11 protein-coding genes and 1 tRNA gene are annotated in these 14,147 nt (G+C 66.9%); 6 read left to right on the top strand and 6 right to left on the bottom strand.

All coding sequences use genetic code 11. The annotated features are described in order from the left end of the window. Positions 1-120: 120 nt before the first annotated feature. Positions 121-741 (bottom strand): ribonuclease D, encoded by a 621-nt coding sequence (locus ACT54L_RS02980; RefSeq protein ID WP_476084043.1) that lies wholly within the window; start codon positions 739-741, stop codon positions 121-123. Positions 742-984: 243 nt separating this feature from the next. On the opposite strand from ACT54L_RS02980, the gene ACT54L_RS02975 reads away from it, so the two are divergent. Then, positions 985-1,497: a hypothetical protein gene (locus tag ACT54L_RS02975; protein WP_476084042.1), complete on the top strand. Its 513-nt coding sequence runs from the start codon at positions 985-987 to the stop codon at positions 1,495-1,497. An 82-nt stretch (positions 1,498-1,579) separates the two neighbouring features. On the opposite strand, the gene ilvD is transcribed toward ACT54L_RS02975, so the two are convergent. From ilvD to ACT54L_RS02955, 4 genes are all read right to left on the bottom strand, one after another. Continuing rightward, positions 1,580-3,433, bottom strand: a complete 1,854-nt coding sequence (ilvD, locus tag ACT54L_RS02970; protein ID WP_476084041.1) for a dihydroxy-acid dehydratase — start codon at positions 3,431-3,433, stop codon at positions 1,580-1,582. Positions 3,434-3,597: 164 nt separating this feature from the next. Next, positions 3,598-4,923, bottom strand: coding sequence for a bifunctional folylpolyglutamate synthase/dihydrofolate synthase (locus ACT54L_RS02965; protein ID WP_476084040.1), 1,326 nt, complete (start codon positions 4,921-4,923; stop codon positions 3,598-3,600). A gap of 36 nt (positions 4,924-4,959) precedes the next feature. Beyond that, entirely contained in the window at positions 4,960-5,853 is an 894-nt protein-coding gene (accD, locus tag ACT54L_RS02960) for an acetyl-CoA carboxylase, carboxyltransferase subunit beta (protein WP_476084039.1), read from the bottom strand. Between the two features lie 306 nt (positions 5,854-6,159). Then, positions 6,160-7,194 (bottom strand): glutamine synthetase beta-grasp domain-containing protein, encoded by a 1,035-nt coding sequence (locus ACT54L_RS02955; RefSeq protein WP_476084038.1) that lies wholly within the window; start codon positions 7,192-7,194, stop codon positions 6,160-6,162. Between the two features lie 581 nt (positions 7,195-7,775). On the opposite strand from ACT54L_RS02955, the gene ACT54L_RS02950 reads away from it, so the two are divergent. Next, positions 7,776-7,970, top strand: a complete 195-nt coding sequence (locus tag ACT54L_RS02950) for a DUF2735 domain-containing protein (protein ID WP_476084037.1) — start codon at positions 7,776-7,778, stop codon at positions 7,968-7,970. A gap of 343 nt (positions 7,971-8,313) precedes the next feature. On the opposite strand, the gene ACT54L_RS02945 is transcribed toward ACT54L_RS02950, so the two are convergent. Beyond that, positions 8,314-9,987 (bottom strand): M48 family metalloprotease, encoded by a 1,674-nt coding sequence (locus ACT54L_RS02945; RefSeq protein WP_476084036.1) that lies wholly within the window; start codon positions 9,985-9,987, stop codon positions 8,314-8,316. A gap of 363 nt (positions 9,988-10,350) precedes the next feature. On the opposite strand from ACT54L_RS02945, the gene ACT54L_RS02940 reads away from it, so the two are divergent. From ACT54L_RS02940 to ACT54L_RS02925, 4 genes are all read left to right on the top strand, one after another. Beyond that, positions 10,351-10,427, top strand: a tRNA-Arg gene (locus ACT54L_RS02940). 503 nt (positions 10,428-10,930) lie between these two features. Continuing rightward, on the top strand, positions 10,931-11,533 hold the full coding sequence (locus ACT54L_RS02935) for a hypothetical protein (RefSeq protein WP_476084035.1): 603 nt from the start codon (positions 10,931-10,933) through the stop codon (positions 11,531-11,533). A gap of 156 nt (positions 11,534-11,689) precedes the next feature. Further along, positions 11,690-12,673, top strand: a complete 984-nt coding sequence (locus ACT54L_RS02930; RefSeq protein WP_476084034.1) for an NAD-dependent epimerase/dehydratase family protein — start codon at positions 11,690-11,692, stop codon at positions 12,671-12,673. A gap of 195 nt (positions 12,674-12,868) precedes the next feature. After that, a partial coding sequence (locus tag ACT54L_RS02925) for a class I SAM-dependent methyltransferase (protein WP_476084033.1) occupies positions 12,869-14,147 on the top strand: 1,279 nt, incomplete at its 3' end.

The raw sequence follows: 14,147 nt of genomic DNA, 5'->3' as shown, positions 1-14,147 counted from the left end.
TCCGCCATCGCATCCGGCTCCTGCCCGTCGGTCATCACAGGCCCGCACCGGAGCGCACGCCCCTCGCCCCAACGGCACAATGGTCCAAAACGCCGTCCGCGCGCAAGTCGCTGCACTGCATCAAGAATGGGAGAAGATGTCCTCCTCGTCCCAGCCGGCAAGGTCCAGCGCCGCGCGGGTCGGGAGAAATTGGAAGCAGGCCTGCGCCATTTCGGTGCGCCCCTCGCGCGCCAGCATGGCTTCCAGCTTGTCCTTGCAGGCGTGCAGGTGCAGCACGTCGGAAGCGGCATAGGCAAGCTGGGCGTCGGTCAAGTCGGTGGCGGCCCAGTCGGAGCTTTGCTGCTGCTTGGACAGGTCCACGCCCAGCAACTCGCGCACCAGATCCTTCAGGCCGTGCCGGTCGGTATAGGTGCGGGTGAGGCGGGAAGCGATCTTGGTGCAGAAGAGCGGTGCGGTCACCACGCCGAAGGTGTGCTTGAGCACCGCCACGTCGAAGCGGGCGAAGTGGAACAGCTTCACCACCTTCGGGTCGGCCAGCATGCGCACCAAGTTCGGCGCGCTCTGGGCGTTGGCGCCACGTGGCACCTGGACCAGATCGGCCGTGCCGTCGCCATTGGAGATCTGCACCAGGCAGAGCCGGTCGCGCAGCGGGTTGAGGCCGAGGGTCTCGGTGTCGATGGCCACGACGGGCGCGGCGACGAAATCCGCGGGCAGGTCGCCGCGGTGCAGACGGATGGTCATCACTGCATCTTCTTGGAAAGGGTCGAAACGGCTTTTACCGGAGGCGGGAGGGCGTGTCGATGGCCCCGGCCGGGCCCCCGCCCGCCAGGGCTGCCTCGGGAGGCGACCCGGAGAGCCGATTTGAGGGAGGCGCAAATCGGCGGGCGTCAAAGAAAGATTATGAAACAAAGACATAGGTGCATCGGCTGTTTTCATGAAGCGCCGATGCCGTGTAGAATGCGCCCCTTCTCGGGAGGCCCACACATGTCTGTCCGGACCCGCCTGACCGCCGGCCTCGCGGTGGCTGGCCTTGCCTGTCTCGCCACGCCGTCCTTCGCCCAGGCGGTGCCGGCAGGCAGCTATCTGGAAAGCTGCCGCGAGGTTCGGGTGGTGGCGGGCTGGCTGCGCGCCAGCTGCCAGGACCGCTCCGGCCGCTGGGTGGAGGCGACCACCGCCCCCGGCTGGTGCGCGCCGGGCAACGACATCGCCAATGAGAATGGGCAACTGGTGTGCAAGTCGGCCGGCTGGGGTGGGGCACCCTCGGGCTGGGGTGGCACGCCATCCCGTCCGGCGACCCCGCCGCCGGCCTATGGCAGCGAGCGCCCGCCGCCCGGCTCCTACATGGCCACCTGCCGGGACGTGCGTGTGTCGGCGGGCTGGCTGAAGGCCACCTGCCAGGACAGCAAGGGCCGCTGGGTGGATGCCACCACGGCGGTCAGCTGGTGCAGCCCCGGCCGTGACATCGCCAATATGGACGGCCGCCTCACCTGTCGCTGATCCACCAGTCGCTGAGCCCCGCCAAAAAGAAAACCGCCGGCCCAAGGGCCGGCGGCTCATCATCTGTGGCTGAAGGCGCCGATCAGCGCCGCAGGCTTTTCACGTCGCGCACCGCGCCGCGGGCGGCGGAGGTGGTGAGGGCCGCATAGGCCTGGAGCGCCTGGGAGACCACGCGCTTGCGATTGGCGGGCATCCAGGCGGCATCGCCCTTGGCTTCCATGGCGGCGCGGCGATTGGCCAATTCCTCGGCCGAGACCTTCAGGTTGATGGAGCGGTTGGGGATGTCGATCTCGATCACGTCCCCTTCCTCCACCAGGCCGATGGCCCCGCCCTCGGCCGCCTCGGGGGAGACGTGGCCGATGGACAGGCCCGACGAGCCGCCCGAGAAGCGCCCGTCGGTGACGAGGGCGCAGGCCTTCCCGAGGCCCTTCGACTTCAGGTAGGAGGTCGGATAGAGCATTTCCTGCATGCCGGGGCCGCCGCGCGGACCCTCGTAGCGGATCAGCACGATGTCGCCGGGCACGATCTTGCCCGTGGACAGGATGGCTTCCACCGACGCGTCCTGGCTCTCGAACACCCGCGCCTTGCCGGTGAAGGTGAGGATGGAGGCGTCCACGCCCGCCGTCTTCACGATGCAGCCGTCCTCGGCGATGTTGCCGTAGAGCACCGCAAGGCCGCCGTCCTTGGAATAGGCATGCTCCGCGTTGCGGATGACGCCCTTTTCGCGGTCGAGGTCCAGGTCGTCCCAGCGGCGGGACTGGCTGAAGGCCACCTGGGTGGGCACGCCGCCGGGCGCGGCGCGATAGAAGGTCTGCACCTGGTCGGACTTGGTGCGCACCACGTCCCAGCGGTCCAGCGCATCGGCGACGGTGGGGGCGTGGACGGTGGGCAGGTCGGTGTGGATCAGGCCTGCGCGGTCCAGCTCGCCGAGGATCGCCATGATGCCGCCGGCCCGGTGCACGTCTTCCATGTGGATGTTGGCGACCGCCGGGGCCACCTTGCAGAGCACGGGCACCTTGCGGGAGAGCCGGTCGATGTCCGCCATGGTGAAGGGCACCTCGCCCTCATTGGCGGCCGCCAGCAGGTGCAGCACCGTGTTGGTGGAGCCGCCCATGGAGATGTCCAGCGTCATGGCGTTCTCGAACGCCTTGAAGGAGGCCACCGCGCGGGGCAGCACGCTGGCATCGTCCTGCTCGTAATAGCGGCGGGCGAGATCCACGATCAGGTGGCCGGCTTCCACGAACAGGCGCTCGCGGTCGGCATGGGTGGCGAGCACCGAGCCGTTGCCGGGCAGCGCGAGGCCGAGGGCCTCGGTGAGGCAGTTCATGGAATTGGCGGTGAACATGCCGGAGCAGGAGCCGCAGGTCGGGCAGGCCGAGCGCTCCATCACCTTCACGTCCTCATCGCTCACCCGGTCGTCGGCCGCGGCGACCATGGCGTCGATGAGGTCCACCTTCTTCTCGCCGGTGGACAGCAGCACCTTGCCGGCCTCCATGGGGCCACCGGAGACGAACACGGCGGGGATGTTGAGCCGCATGGCGGCCATCAGCATGCCGGGCGTGATCTTGTCGCAATTGGAGATGCAGACCATGGCATCCGCGCAGTGCGCGTTGACCATATATTCCACACTGTCGGCGATGATCTCGCGGGACGGCAGGGAATAGAGCATGCCGTCATGGCCCATGGCGATGCCGTCATCCACCGCGATGGTGTTGAATTCCTTGGCGACGCCGCCCGCCTTCTCGATCTCGCGGGCCACCAGCTGGCCGAGATCTTTCAGGTGCACGTGGCCGGGCACGAACTGGGTGAAGGAGTTCACCACCGCGATGATCGGCTTGCCGAAATCCCCGTCCTTCATGCCCGTGGCCCGCCAGAGTCCGCGGGCTCCCGCCATGTTGCGGCCGTGGGTCGAGGTGCGCGAGCGATACTGGGGCATGTCCTCTTGCCTTTTATGTCCGGCGCAGGACGGCCTGCGCAACAATTTGAGCGAGGCTCTTTTAGAGCGATTTTGAACGAAGTTAAATCAATTCGGGCGGCGCAGCTGCCGCCGCCGACCATGCGTTGCGCGCAGCCCTGGCGGGATGACGCCCGCCCCACTTCTCAGTCGAGCCGCGTGCCGTTGGCCTCCAGCACCGCGCCGGCCAGGTAAAGCGAGCCGCAGATGAGGACGCGGGGCGGGGGGAGGGTGGGGACCTCGCCCAAGTGGTCGAGGGCCGTGCCCACGTCGCGCGCCACCGAGGCGGCAAGGCCCAGCGCCCGCGCGGCCTCGGCCACATCCTCGGCGGCGAGACCCTTATGGTCCCCGGGCACGGGTACGGCGATCACTTCGCGAGCGAGCCCGGTGAAGGAGGACAGGAAGCCGGACACATCCTTGCTGCCGAGCATGCCGACGATGAGCACCAGCGGGCGCTGATAGCGCTCCTCCAGTTCCACCAGCGCACCGGCGATGGCGGCGCCGCCGGCGGCATTGTGGCCGCCATCGAGCCAGAGCTCGACGCCAGCGGGGGCGCGGGCGGTGAGCGCGCCGGCGGGCAGGCGCTGCATGCGGGCGGGCCATTCGGCCTGGCGCAGGCCCTGCTCGATGGTGGCGGCGGGCAGGCGCAGCGCCGGCACGGCGCGCAGGGCGGCGACCGCAAGGCCGGCATTGTCGATCTGGTGGGCGCCCATCAGGCGGGGACGGGGCAGGTCGAGAAGGCCGTCCTCGTCCGCATAGACGATCCGTCCGCCTTCCTCATGCACGGTCCATTGCTCGCCGCGAATGAACAGGGGCGCGCGGTTGCGCGCCGCCACCCGCTCGATGACCTTGAGCGCGCCGGGCGTCTGGGCGCCCAGCACCACCGGCACGCGGGGCTTGATGATGCCGGCCTTCTCGCCGGCGATCTGCTCCACCGTGGGGCCGAGGAAGTCCACATGGTCGATGGAGACAGGCGTGATGACGCTCACCGCCGGCGCGTCCACCACATTGGTGGCGTCCAACCGGCCGCCGAGGCCGACTTCCAGCAGCAGCACGTCGGCCGGGACTTCCGAGAACAGCAGCAGCGCCGCCACCGTGGTGATCTCGAACAAAGTGATGGGCGACCCGTCATTGGCCGCCGCCACCCGGTCGAGGGCCTCGGAGAGCTGGGCGTCCTCCACCAGGCGTCCGCCAAGGCGGATGCGCTCGTTGAAGCGCACCAGATGGGGGGAGGTATAGACATGCACGCGCCGCCCCGCCGCCTCCAGCGCCGCGCGCATGAAGGCGATGGTGGAGCCCTTGCCATTGGTGCCGGCCACATGGACCACCGGCGGCAGGCGATGCTGCGGATTGCCCAGCGCCTCCAGCAGGCGATGCACCCGGTCCAGCGACAGATCGATGCGCTTGGGGTGGAGCGCGGACAGGCGCTCCAAAATGGCGTCGGGCGCGTCGATGCGCCGGGGCAGGGCCATGGACCTAGCCTCGCAAAGGCAGAACGTTCGGGGAGATCATGCGCCCGCCGGGCGCGGCAGGCGCGCCTTCGGCGGGACGGCAGGGGCTTTGACCAGGATGCGGCAGAGGCGACCCAGCGTCTCGCGCATCTGGTGGCGATGCACCACCATGTCGATCATGCCATGCTCGCGCAGATATTCGGCCCGCTGGAATCCGTCGGGCAGCTTCTCGCGGATGGTCTGCTCGATCACGCGGGGGCCGGCAAAGCCCACGAGGGCGCCGGGCTCGGCGATCTGCACGTCGCCCAGCATGGCATAGGAGGCGGTGACGCCGCCCGTGGTGGGGTTGGTGAGCACCACGATATAGGGCTTCTTGGCCTCGCGCAGTTCCTGGATGGCCACCGTGGTGCGGGGCATCTGCATGAGGGAGAGGATGCCCTCCTGCATGCGCGCGCCGCCGGAGGCCGCGAAGATGATGAAGGGCGTGCCCTTGCGGGCGGCGGTCTCAAGGCCGGTCACCACCGCCTCGCCCGCCGCCATGCCCAGCGAGCCGCCCATGAAATTGAAGTCCTGCACCGCGATGGTGACGGGCAGACCCTCCAGCAGGCCTGTGGCCACCTTCACGGCGTCCGTCATGCCGGTCTTGGTGCGGGCATCCTTCAGGCGGTCGGCATAGCGGCGTTCGTCGCGGAATTTCAGCGGGTCGGTGGGCACGTCGGGCAGTGCCACTTCCTCATAGGCCGCATCGTCGAAGGTCGTCTTCAGGCGCGTCACTGCGTCCATGCGCATGTGATAGCCGGAGCCGGGAATGACGAAGAGGTTCGCCTCCAGGTCCTTGTGGAAGACCATCTGCCCGGTCTCCGGGCACTTCACCCACAAATTCTCGGGCACCTCGCGGCGGGCGAGGAAGTCACGGATCTTCGGGCGAACGACGTTGGAAATCCAGTTCAACAGGCTGCTCCCGCTTGCGGCGCTCTCCATGTAATACCCGGAGCCGCCTGACGGAAGGCCATAGGTGGTGCGGTGCGTGAAAGCGCTGCGGATGGGTGGTCCCGCTTGGTGGCGAAAGCGAGGCGGAGACCTCCTTTTGGTCTCAAACCTGCGTCAGCGCGGGCGCGTCCGCAGCCCAAGCGTCCGCCCAAAACAAAAAGGCGTCGGGCCAAAAGAAAAGACGGCGCGGGATTGCCGCGCCGTCCGTGTTCACCTGGTCTCGTCAGCGACCGGGCCCTGCGACCCGGCCGGAGGCCGCAGCCGCGCTCAGGCGGCTTCGGACTTGACGGTGGGGACCTCGGAAATGGTCTTCAGGACCTGGGAGGCGATCTGGTAGGGGCAGCCCTGGGAATTGGGGCGGCGATCCTCAAGATAGCCCTTGTAGTCGTTGCGGACGAAGGAGTGGGGCACCCGGATGGACGCGCCACGATCCGCCACGCCGTAGCTGAACTTGTTCCACGGCGCCGTCTCATGCTTGCCGGTGAGGCGCATGTGGTTGTCGGGGCCGTAGACATTGATGTGGTCGTGCAGGTTCTTCTCGAAGGCCGCCATGAGAGCCTCGAAATATTCCTTGCCGCCCACTTCGCGCATGAACTTCGTGGAGAAGTTGCAGTGCATGCCCGAGCCGTTCCAGTCGGTGTCGCCGAGCGGCTTGCAGTGGAACTCGATGTCCACGCCATACTTCTCGGTCAGACGGAGCAGCAGGTAGCGCGCCATCCACACTTCGTCAGCGGCCTTCTTGGAGCCCTTGCCGAAAATCTGGAACTCCCACTGGCCCTTGGCCACTTCGGCATTGATGCCTTCGTGGTTGATGCCGGCCTCGAGGCAGAGCTCGAGATGCTCTTCCACGATCTCGCGGGCGATGTCGCCCACGTTCTTGTAGCCGACGCCCGTGTAATAGGGGCCCTGGGGCGCGGGATAGCCGTGCTCGGGGAAGCCGAGGGGGCGGCCGTCCTTATAGAAGAAGTATTCCTGCTCGAAGCCGAACCAGGCGCCTTCGTCATCCAGGATGGTGGCGCGGGCATTGGTGGGGTGCGGGGTGACGCCGTCGGGCATCATCACTTCGCACATCACCAGCGCGCCATTCTTGCGGGCCGGATCGGGATACACGGCGACCGGCTTCAGCACGCAGTCCGAGCTGCGGCCTTCCGCCTGCTCGGTGGACGAGCCATCGAAGCCCCACAGGGGGAGCTCTTCGAGCGAGGGGAAGTGGTCGAATTCCTTGATCTGCGTCTTGCCGCGCAGGTTCGGGGTCGGCTTGTAGCCGTCGAGCCAGATGTACTCGAGTTTGTACTTCGTCATTGCGCTCTCTCATAACCTGATGACGCGAAGCACCAGGAAAGTTGAAGCCTTTATTCAGTTCCCCATGGAACCGAAAGTTAGCGCCGAACCCTCCCGGAGCATGCCGACAGCCGATGGCGTGCTCGGTCGCGAGCGACCACCCTTGTTAAGCACAGACCGTGCCAAGTGCGAGGCGGCGGGGCCGGGCGGGAGGGGCGGCGCGGGAAAGGGGCGGGGTCGCCGGTGGCAAACCCCTGTTTCCCTTCATGCTTTGGTCATGTGCCTGCTTTGTCGCCTGAGTGCCTCCTAAACAGGCGGTTTGGGCGGCTGCATCGAACCTGATCGCAATGCAAGAGGCGCCAGGAACAAAAAAAGTGCACTGGACATTTAGGCGGCATCCCTCTGTGCGCTGCATTAAACAGCCTCGCAATAGCTTGGTGTTGTTGAATGACCCCGTTGCCGCACAGCAAAAATAGACATGCCTAAAAAACATGCATCTTATGCAAAAGGATGGATAATTGCTGTGCACGTCTGTGTGAGTCCGTGCTATAAGGGAGCCAACGGGATGTCCGAAAGGCCGTCCTGCCAACATAGGAAGTGGAATGACTATGAACCATGGAAGTGGCACTGCCAAAATCTATACCTTCCCTACGGGAGGCCGGGCCGGTCTGCGTAGTCGCCAGCCGGAAGACAAGCTGATGGCGGAGCTGGCCGCCCTGGGTCTCACCAAGTCCGTCCTTGGCAGCAGCTGGTATCACGAGGCTGCCATCAAGGAAGACCAGCCGCACAAGCAGTGAGACACACATGTTGATGCAGGCGGTAAGCGGGCCGCGCTCCGGTGAGGGGCGCGGCCCAAATCATTTCTGAGGTCGGCTTCTGCCCTTTCGCCGTCGGGATGGGGCTTGGTGTTCTTCAGTTTGGTCCCGGTCCGCAGGTCACCCCGGCGTCATCCCCGAGTTCGGGGAGGCCAAGCCTGCCAGATCTTGCTTTGTGAAAGAGACCTTGGTGAAAGAGACCTTGCTTTGAGAAAACCGCGCGCCTGAAAGCAGGCTTCGATGCGCGGTGCGCGAACGCCACGGCGAAGGGCATGTGGGCGCGCCTCGCGCCGGTCGCCGCCCCGCACATCGGGGGGGGCCGTCCTCAATCGGCGATGATCTTCACCTTCTCGCCGTAGCGCAGCTTGGTGTCCTTGTCGAAGCCGTTGAGGATGAGGAAGCGCTCCATGGGGCGGTCCGGCACCTGCATGCGGGCCGCCAGCTTCTCGGGCGTGTCGCCCAGGCCCACCGTGACGATGCGCAGCCGCAGCGGCTTGACCGTCTCGGCCTCGTCGCTGGACACCCGCCGGAAGGTCTCAGCCGCCGCGCGAAACTGGCGGTCGAGATCCGGCGTCAGGTTCCGGGCCGCGAAGATCAGGCGGTAGACATCCGAGCCGAAGCGGATGGCGAACATGCGGAACGACCATTGCTCGCCCCGCGCCACCGCGGTGGCGGCGGAGAAGCCGTTCACGGACAGCGTCTCCACCGAATTGATTTCCACCCCGTCGATCCAGCCCGACGACAGATATTGGCCGAGCGACTGGTCTCCGGTCACCCGCACCGCGTCGAGCCGCAGCGCCTCCGTGCCCGAGGCGGTGGCGCCCAGCACCGCCTGGGAGGTGTTCTCCAGCGTGAAGCCCTCCGGCGCCACGAAGGTGAAGCCGAGCTTGGGATGGAAGAACTTGCGGCCGCGAACGAAGCCTTCCTTGGGGTCGTCGCCATAGACCATGCCGTTGATGGCGGAGAGATAGGCGTTGCGGTCCCGCTCGCCTGCGCTGGTGGCGGCGGCCGGCGAGGAGGCATATTCGCGCGCATTGGCGATGGCGATGGAAATGCGCTCGGGGGTGGCCGGGTGGCTGGACAGGAAGTCCATGTCCGGCGTGGTCTGGGCCGCGCCGCCGCCAATGCCCACGCTCTTGATCTCCGCCTGCCGGCCCATGTCGGTGAGGAAGCGGGAGGCGCCATAGGGGTCGAAGCCGGCGCGGGCGGAGATGCCGACGCCGATGGCATCCGCCTCCAGTTCCTGGCCGCGCGAGAAGCTCGCCAGCGACATGCGCGACTTCTGCATGGCCAGCGCCCCCATGTCGGGGTCGTTCACCACATCGGAAATGACGCGGCTGACCAGCACCGCCTGCTTCACCTGGTCCTCGCGGATGGAGGCATGGCGGGCGATCACATGGGCCATCTCATGGGACAGCACGGAGGACAGTTCCGAGGTGTCATTGGCCAAGGCCAGCAGGCCGCGCGTCACATAGAGCGAGCCGTCGGGCATGGCGAAGGCGTTGATGGCGGGCGAGTTCAGCACCGTCACGCGGTATTTCAGGTCGGGCCGCTCGGAGGCGGCCACCAGGCGCTCCACCACCTGCTGGATGAGCCCCTTCAGCTCGGGGTCCTCATAGGCCCCACCGTAGCTGGCCACCAGCCGGTCGTGCTCGCGGCGCTGGGCCGGGGTCATATCGGCATCGGTGCTGCGGGCGGCGACCGGGTTGACCGGCGTGCCCAGGCGATCGGCATCGACCCCCGCGCAGCCCGACAGGATCAGCGACAGGACCAGGCCGCTGGCAATGGCGCGCGCGAAGAAGCCGCCGCGCCCGGTGGGCGACGTCCTTCCCCTCGCGTCTGCGGCCCTGCCCAGCCCGCTCACCGTCCCATCTCCTCCGCGGCCCCGCATGTCCGCACCGAACGGACCCGTCTCCTGTCCGCGCACCCCGCCGATGGCGCAGCCCCGCGCGTCCGCACGAGAGTGCCGCTCAACGTGGCGGGAGAGAGGCGCGGGCATGGCCATGTCTTGACCGCAGCCCGTTCCCGCTCTTCCCCAGCGTCCGTGCCATTGTGTGGCCCGAAGCTGAACGCCTGATGAAACCGGCGCGTGCGCCCGCCAAGGGAGGGGGCGCCGGGCAGGTGGCGGGGCAGACGGGGCTTTTCCACGTTCGAGATCATCGGGTCATTTTAAGGGCGCGCCCGTCCTCATCCAAGCATCGGGGCCGGCGCGGCCCGTCACCCTTTCTTACCTCACCTTTCCCAAACGGCCGCCCGCGGTCCGCGCAATGCCCACTTTCCACCGGAGCCCCTTGAATGAAACCTGCGAACCGGACCATATAGCGTCACCGTCCTGCCCTTGCAGGATGGTCAAAGGCGGCGTCTCCCGGTAGCTCAGCAGGATAGAGCACAGGTTTCCTAAACCTGGGGTCAGGGGTTCGAATCCCTTCCGGGAGGCCACCTTTCCCGAAGCCGTGGCGGTAGATCCGCCGGCCCAGACGGCCGATCGCGCGCTTGTCCGCCCCCGATGCGATTCCGCGCGCTCACGCAAGGGTAGTGCAAAGCTTTCGTTGTCATCTTAATGTTGTGCAAGGCGCTGTCACCCTGCGTCAGGGCGTGGCATAAAGGCATCATGCGGACCCGATAGAGGCGGCGGGGCTCACCCTCGGCGCAGTCTTCGCGCGCAGAGGTGTAAGCTGATCCGCGAGGGAATCGCCGGTTCTGCGGTGTGGGAAAAGGTAACAGGAATGCGTGCGGTCACAGGGATTGGGGGTTCGCGTCGCGGCGCTCTGGTGTTCTTCACACGGGCATTCCTGGCTTCTTGTGTCCGCCGAGGCATGTTCCTGCGGGCACCAGGCGGGATCGGTCTTGCCATCCTGCGGCGTGTGCGCGCTGCGCGCCCGGCGATGTGGCTGGGAGGCGTGCTTCCAGCCGTCGTCCTCGGCGCCTTCTGCGGAGCGAGCATGGCCCGCGAAGACAGCGGTCGCGCGAGCCCTGTCAGTGTCCAAGATGCCCCCGCCGGTATGGCACCGATCAACCCTGCCGCTTGGTCGCAGGGGGTGCGTTCAATTCCGCTGCAGGGCTCGAACAGCGCCGGGACCGTGGCGCTGTTTCCGTCGCGCACTCCTGCCCCTGTGCTTCAGAAGGTAAGCGATGCCAGTGCCAAGACGGGAGTCGTGCCTTATTTGAAGAATGTCACGCTTGGGAATGACTACGGAAAGCTCGAAGAGTACGAAAATCAGAACACCCTGTTCGTTCACCCCGGCCTGACAACGCCCACCACCTTCTCCCTGGACCTGAAGAGGTTCATTGCGGATGGCGGCCGGAGCGAGGTTGGCATTCGTGCGGAGATCGACCCGCGGGTGCCTGCCGACGTCATCAAGCGCGGCGGGGGCACCGCGCACATCGTGGTGTCGGCGGGGGGCAAGGAATTGGGGCAGGCCGTTGTGCGGCCGGGCCAGCCTTTCACCTTGCAGGTGCCTGCGGCGGCCGGGGACACCTTGAATTTCTCCGTCGATGCCAATGGCGCGCCGGATACCAATTGGCTTCTGTTGACCATCAAATAAGGGTGCGGCTGCGTCTGTGCCCGCTCTTTCAAGGGGCGCAGACACCTCCTTTCCCCGCCTGCCGCTCGGACAAGCCGGTTAGGCGCAAGCTTGGGCGCCTAGGTGCAGGCGGGGATGGTGGGGCTGTTCATGGCGTGGGGAGATTGCGGGTTGGGAATGGTAACCTCTGCAAACAGTGGGAAAACCTGCCTGGTGCTGGGCGGTCGGGGCTTCATCGGCAGTCATCTCGTGACCGCTTTGGCGGCGGCCGGATGGCGTGTTCGCAGCTTCGACCGGCCCGGAACCTCGGCCCCCGCGCCGTTTGCCGCCCTCGGCCTTGATCCGCGCGTGGAGGTGCTGGACGGCGACTTCACCTGCCAGGACCAGGTGGCCCGTGCGGTGGAAGGCTGCGATGTGTGCTTCCACCTGGTGTCGACCACACTTCCCAAGACCTCCAACGACAATCCGGCCTTCGACGTGGAGAGCAACCTCGTCTCCTCCATCCGGCTGCTGCAGCTTGCGAAGGCGGCCGGGGTGCGTCGGGTGGTGTTCCTGTCGTCGGGCGGCACGGTCTATGGGACGCCGCGGCTGCTGCCCATCCCCGAGACCCATGCCACCGAGCCGCAATGCTCCTATGGCATCGTCAAGCTCGCCATCGAGAAGTATCTGGAGCTGTTTCGCGAGCTTCACGGCCTCGACTATGTGGTCCTGCGCCTGTCCAACCCGTTCGGCGAGGGCCAGCGCCTGCAGGCCAGCCAGGGGGCGGTGGCGGTGTTCCTCGGCAAGGCGCTGCGGGGCGAAACCATCGAAATCTGGGGTGACGGTACGGTGGTGCGCGATTACGTGCACATCAGCGACGTGGTGGAAGCCATCACCCGTGCGGCGACGGCGGATGTGCAGTCCCGTATCTTCAACATCGGCTCCGGCGAAGGCCTCGCCCTCAACGGTGTGCTGGATGGCATCGAACATGTGCTCGGGCAGAAGACCCGTCGCGTCTATCTGGAGGCGCGCGCCTTCGATGTGCCGGTGAACATGCTGGACATCGGCCGCGCCCAGCGGGAGCTGGGCTGGAGCCCGCGGTTGAATTTCCTTGAGGGCCTGAAGCGCTTTGCCGCCTCGCTGGACGTGAAGGTGGCCGATGGCGCGTCCACGCTGACATAAGTGTCGATAGGGCCGGTTTTTCCGCCGACCTGTCTCATCGGAGCTCCGAAAATGGTCTAAGGGAACGCAGGGCAACCCAGAAGCTGCCGCGCATCCCGTTGAATGGAGGGGGCGAATCCCGGCATCTTCGCGCCCGCTCTCGGCCGGAGCGCTCTCGGCCCGCCGAGAGAAGGCCGAACTCGGAGTGTCACATTCATGGGTGAGATTTTTGATCGGCCCGCACCGTCCCAGGAGCTCGAATGGACCGGAGAGCGGCTGACGAGCGCCGTGTCGGGCCAGATCGAGATCGAGCATCTGCACCGCTATTTCTTCGCGCGGACCTTCTGCCGGGATGCGGATGTTCTCGATGTGGCGTCGGGCGAAGGCTATGGGTCGAACCTCCTGGCCCAGGTGGCCCGTTCGGTGGTGGGGGTGGAGGTGGACCCGGCGGCGGCGGCCCATGCGGCGCGCGCCTATGGCCGGCCCAACCTGTCCTATGTGAACGGGGATGCGCGCGCCCTTCCCCTTCCCGATGCCAGCGTTGATGTGGTGGTCTCCTTCGAGACCCTGGAACACTTTTTCGAGCACGAGCAGTTTCTGGCCGAGGTCAAGCGGGTGCTGCGGCCGGGCGGCCGGTTCATCATCTCCTCGCCCGACCGGGACGTGTATTCGCCGCTTGGGAGCAGCGCCAACCCCTTTCATGTGAACGAACTCACCCGGCACGAGTTCGAGCGGCTGCTGTCCAGCCACTTCCGCCAGTCCTTCATGTTCCTGCAGCGCCCCGTGCTCGGCTCCGTGCTGTTCCCGGAGGGCCAGTCCCGCGGGGTTCTCTCCTTCGAGCGGCGCGGCGAGAACCATTACGAGGCCAGCTCCGGCATTCCGCGGGCCCCGTATAATCTGGTGGTCGCTTCGGACGGCGACCTGGACGAGGCGCAGGCCTCGGTCTTCTTCGAGACCAGCGCCATCGGAGACATCCTCTCCCAGGTGGCGGAACGGGCCAAGGAGCAGGTCGCCTTCGCGCAGGTGCGCGAGGAATATGAGGCGCAGGTGCGCGCCACGCGCGCGGAATTGCGCGCCGCCGAAGACGGCACCCGCTCGGCCCTGTCCCGCGCGGAGCGGGCGGAGGAGACTCTCGCGCACCTGTCCGCCACGCGCAGCCTGGAAGTGGAGGCCGTGGTCGCCGGTCTGCGGGAGGAATTGCGGGCCGTGACCCTGGCGGCGGAACAGCATGTGGCCCGCGCGGCGGCGGCCGAGCAGGCGCTGGCCACCACTCAGAGCCAGGAGCGTGCCGCCCGCGACCAATCGGATCAGCTCCTGTCCGCCCTGCGCGAGGATCTCGTTCAGGCCCGCGAGGCCTTGAAGGCCCAGCACAGCCGCGCCTCCGATCTCGAACAGAAGCTCGCCGTTGGGCAGCGCGAGGCGGAGCAGGCCATGTCCGCGCTGCGCGGGGATCTGACCTTGGCCCGTGAGGCCTTGAAGGTCCAGCACAGCCGCG

Source organism: Aquabacter sp. DMC10, from assembly GCF_056314145.1.
The sequence above is the reverse complement of the archived record's forward strand: the minus strand, read 5'-3'. Positions and strand labels throughout refer to the sequence as shown.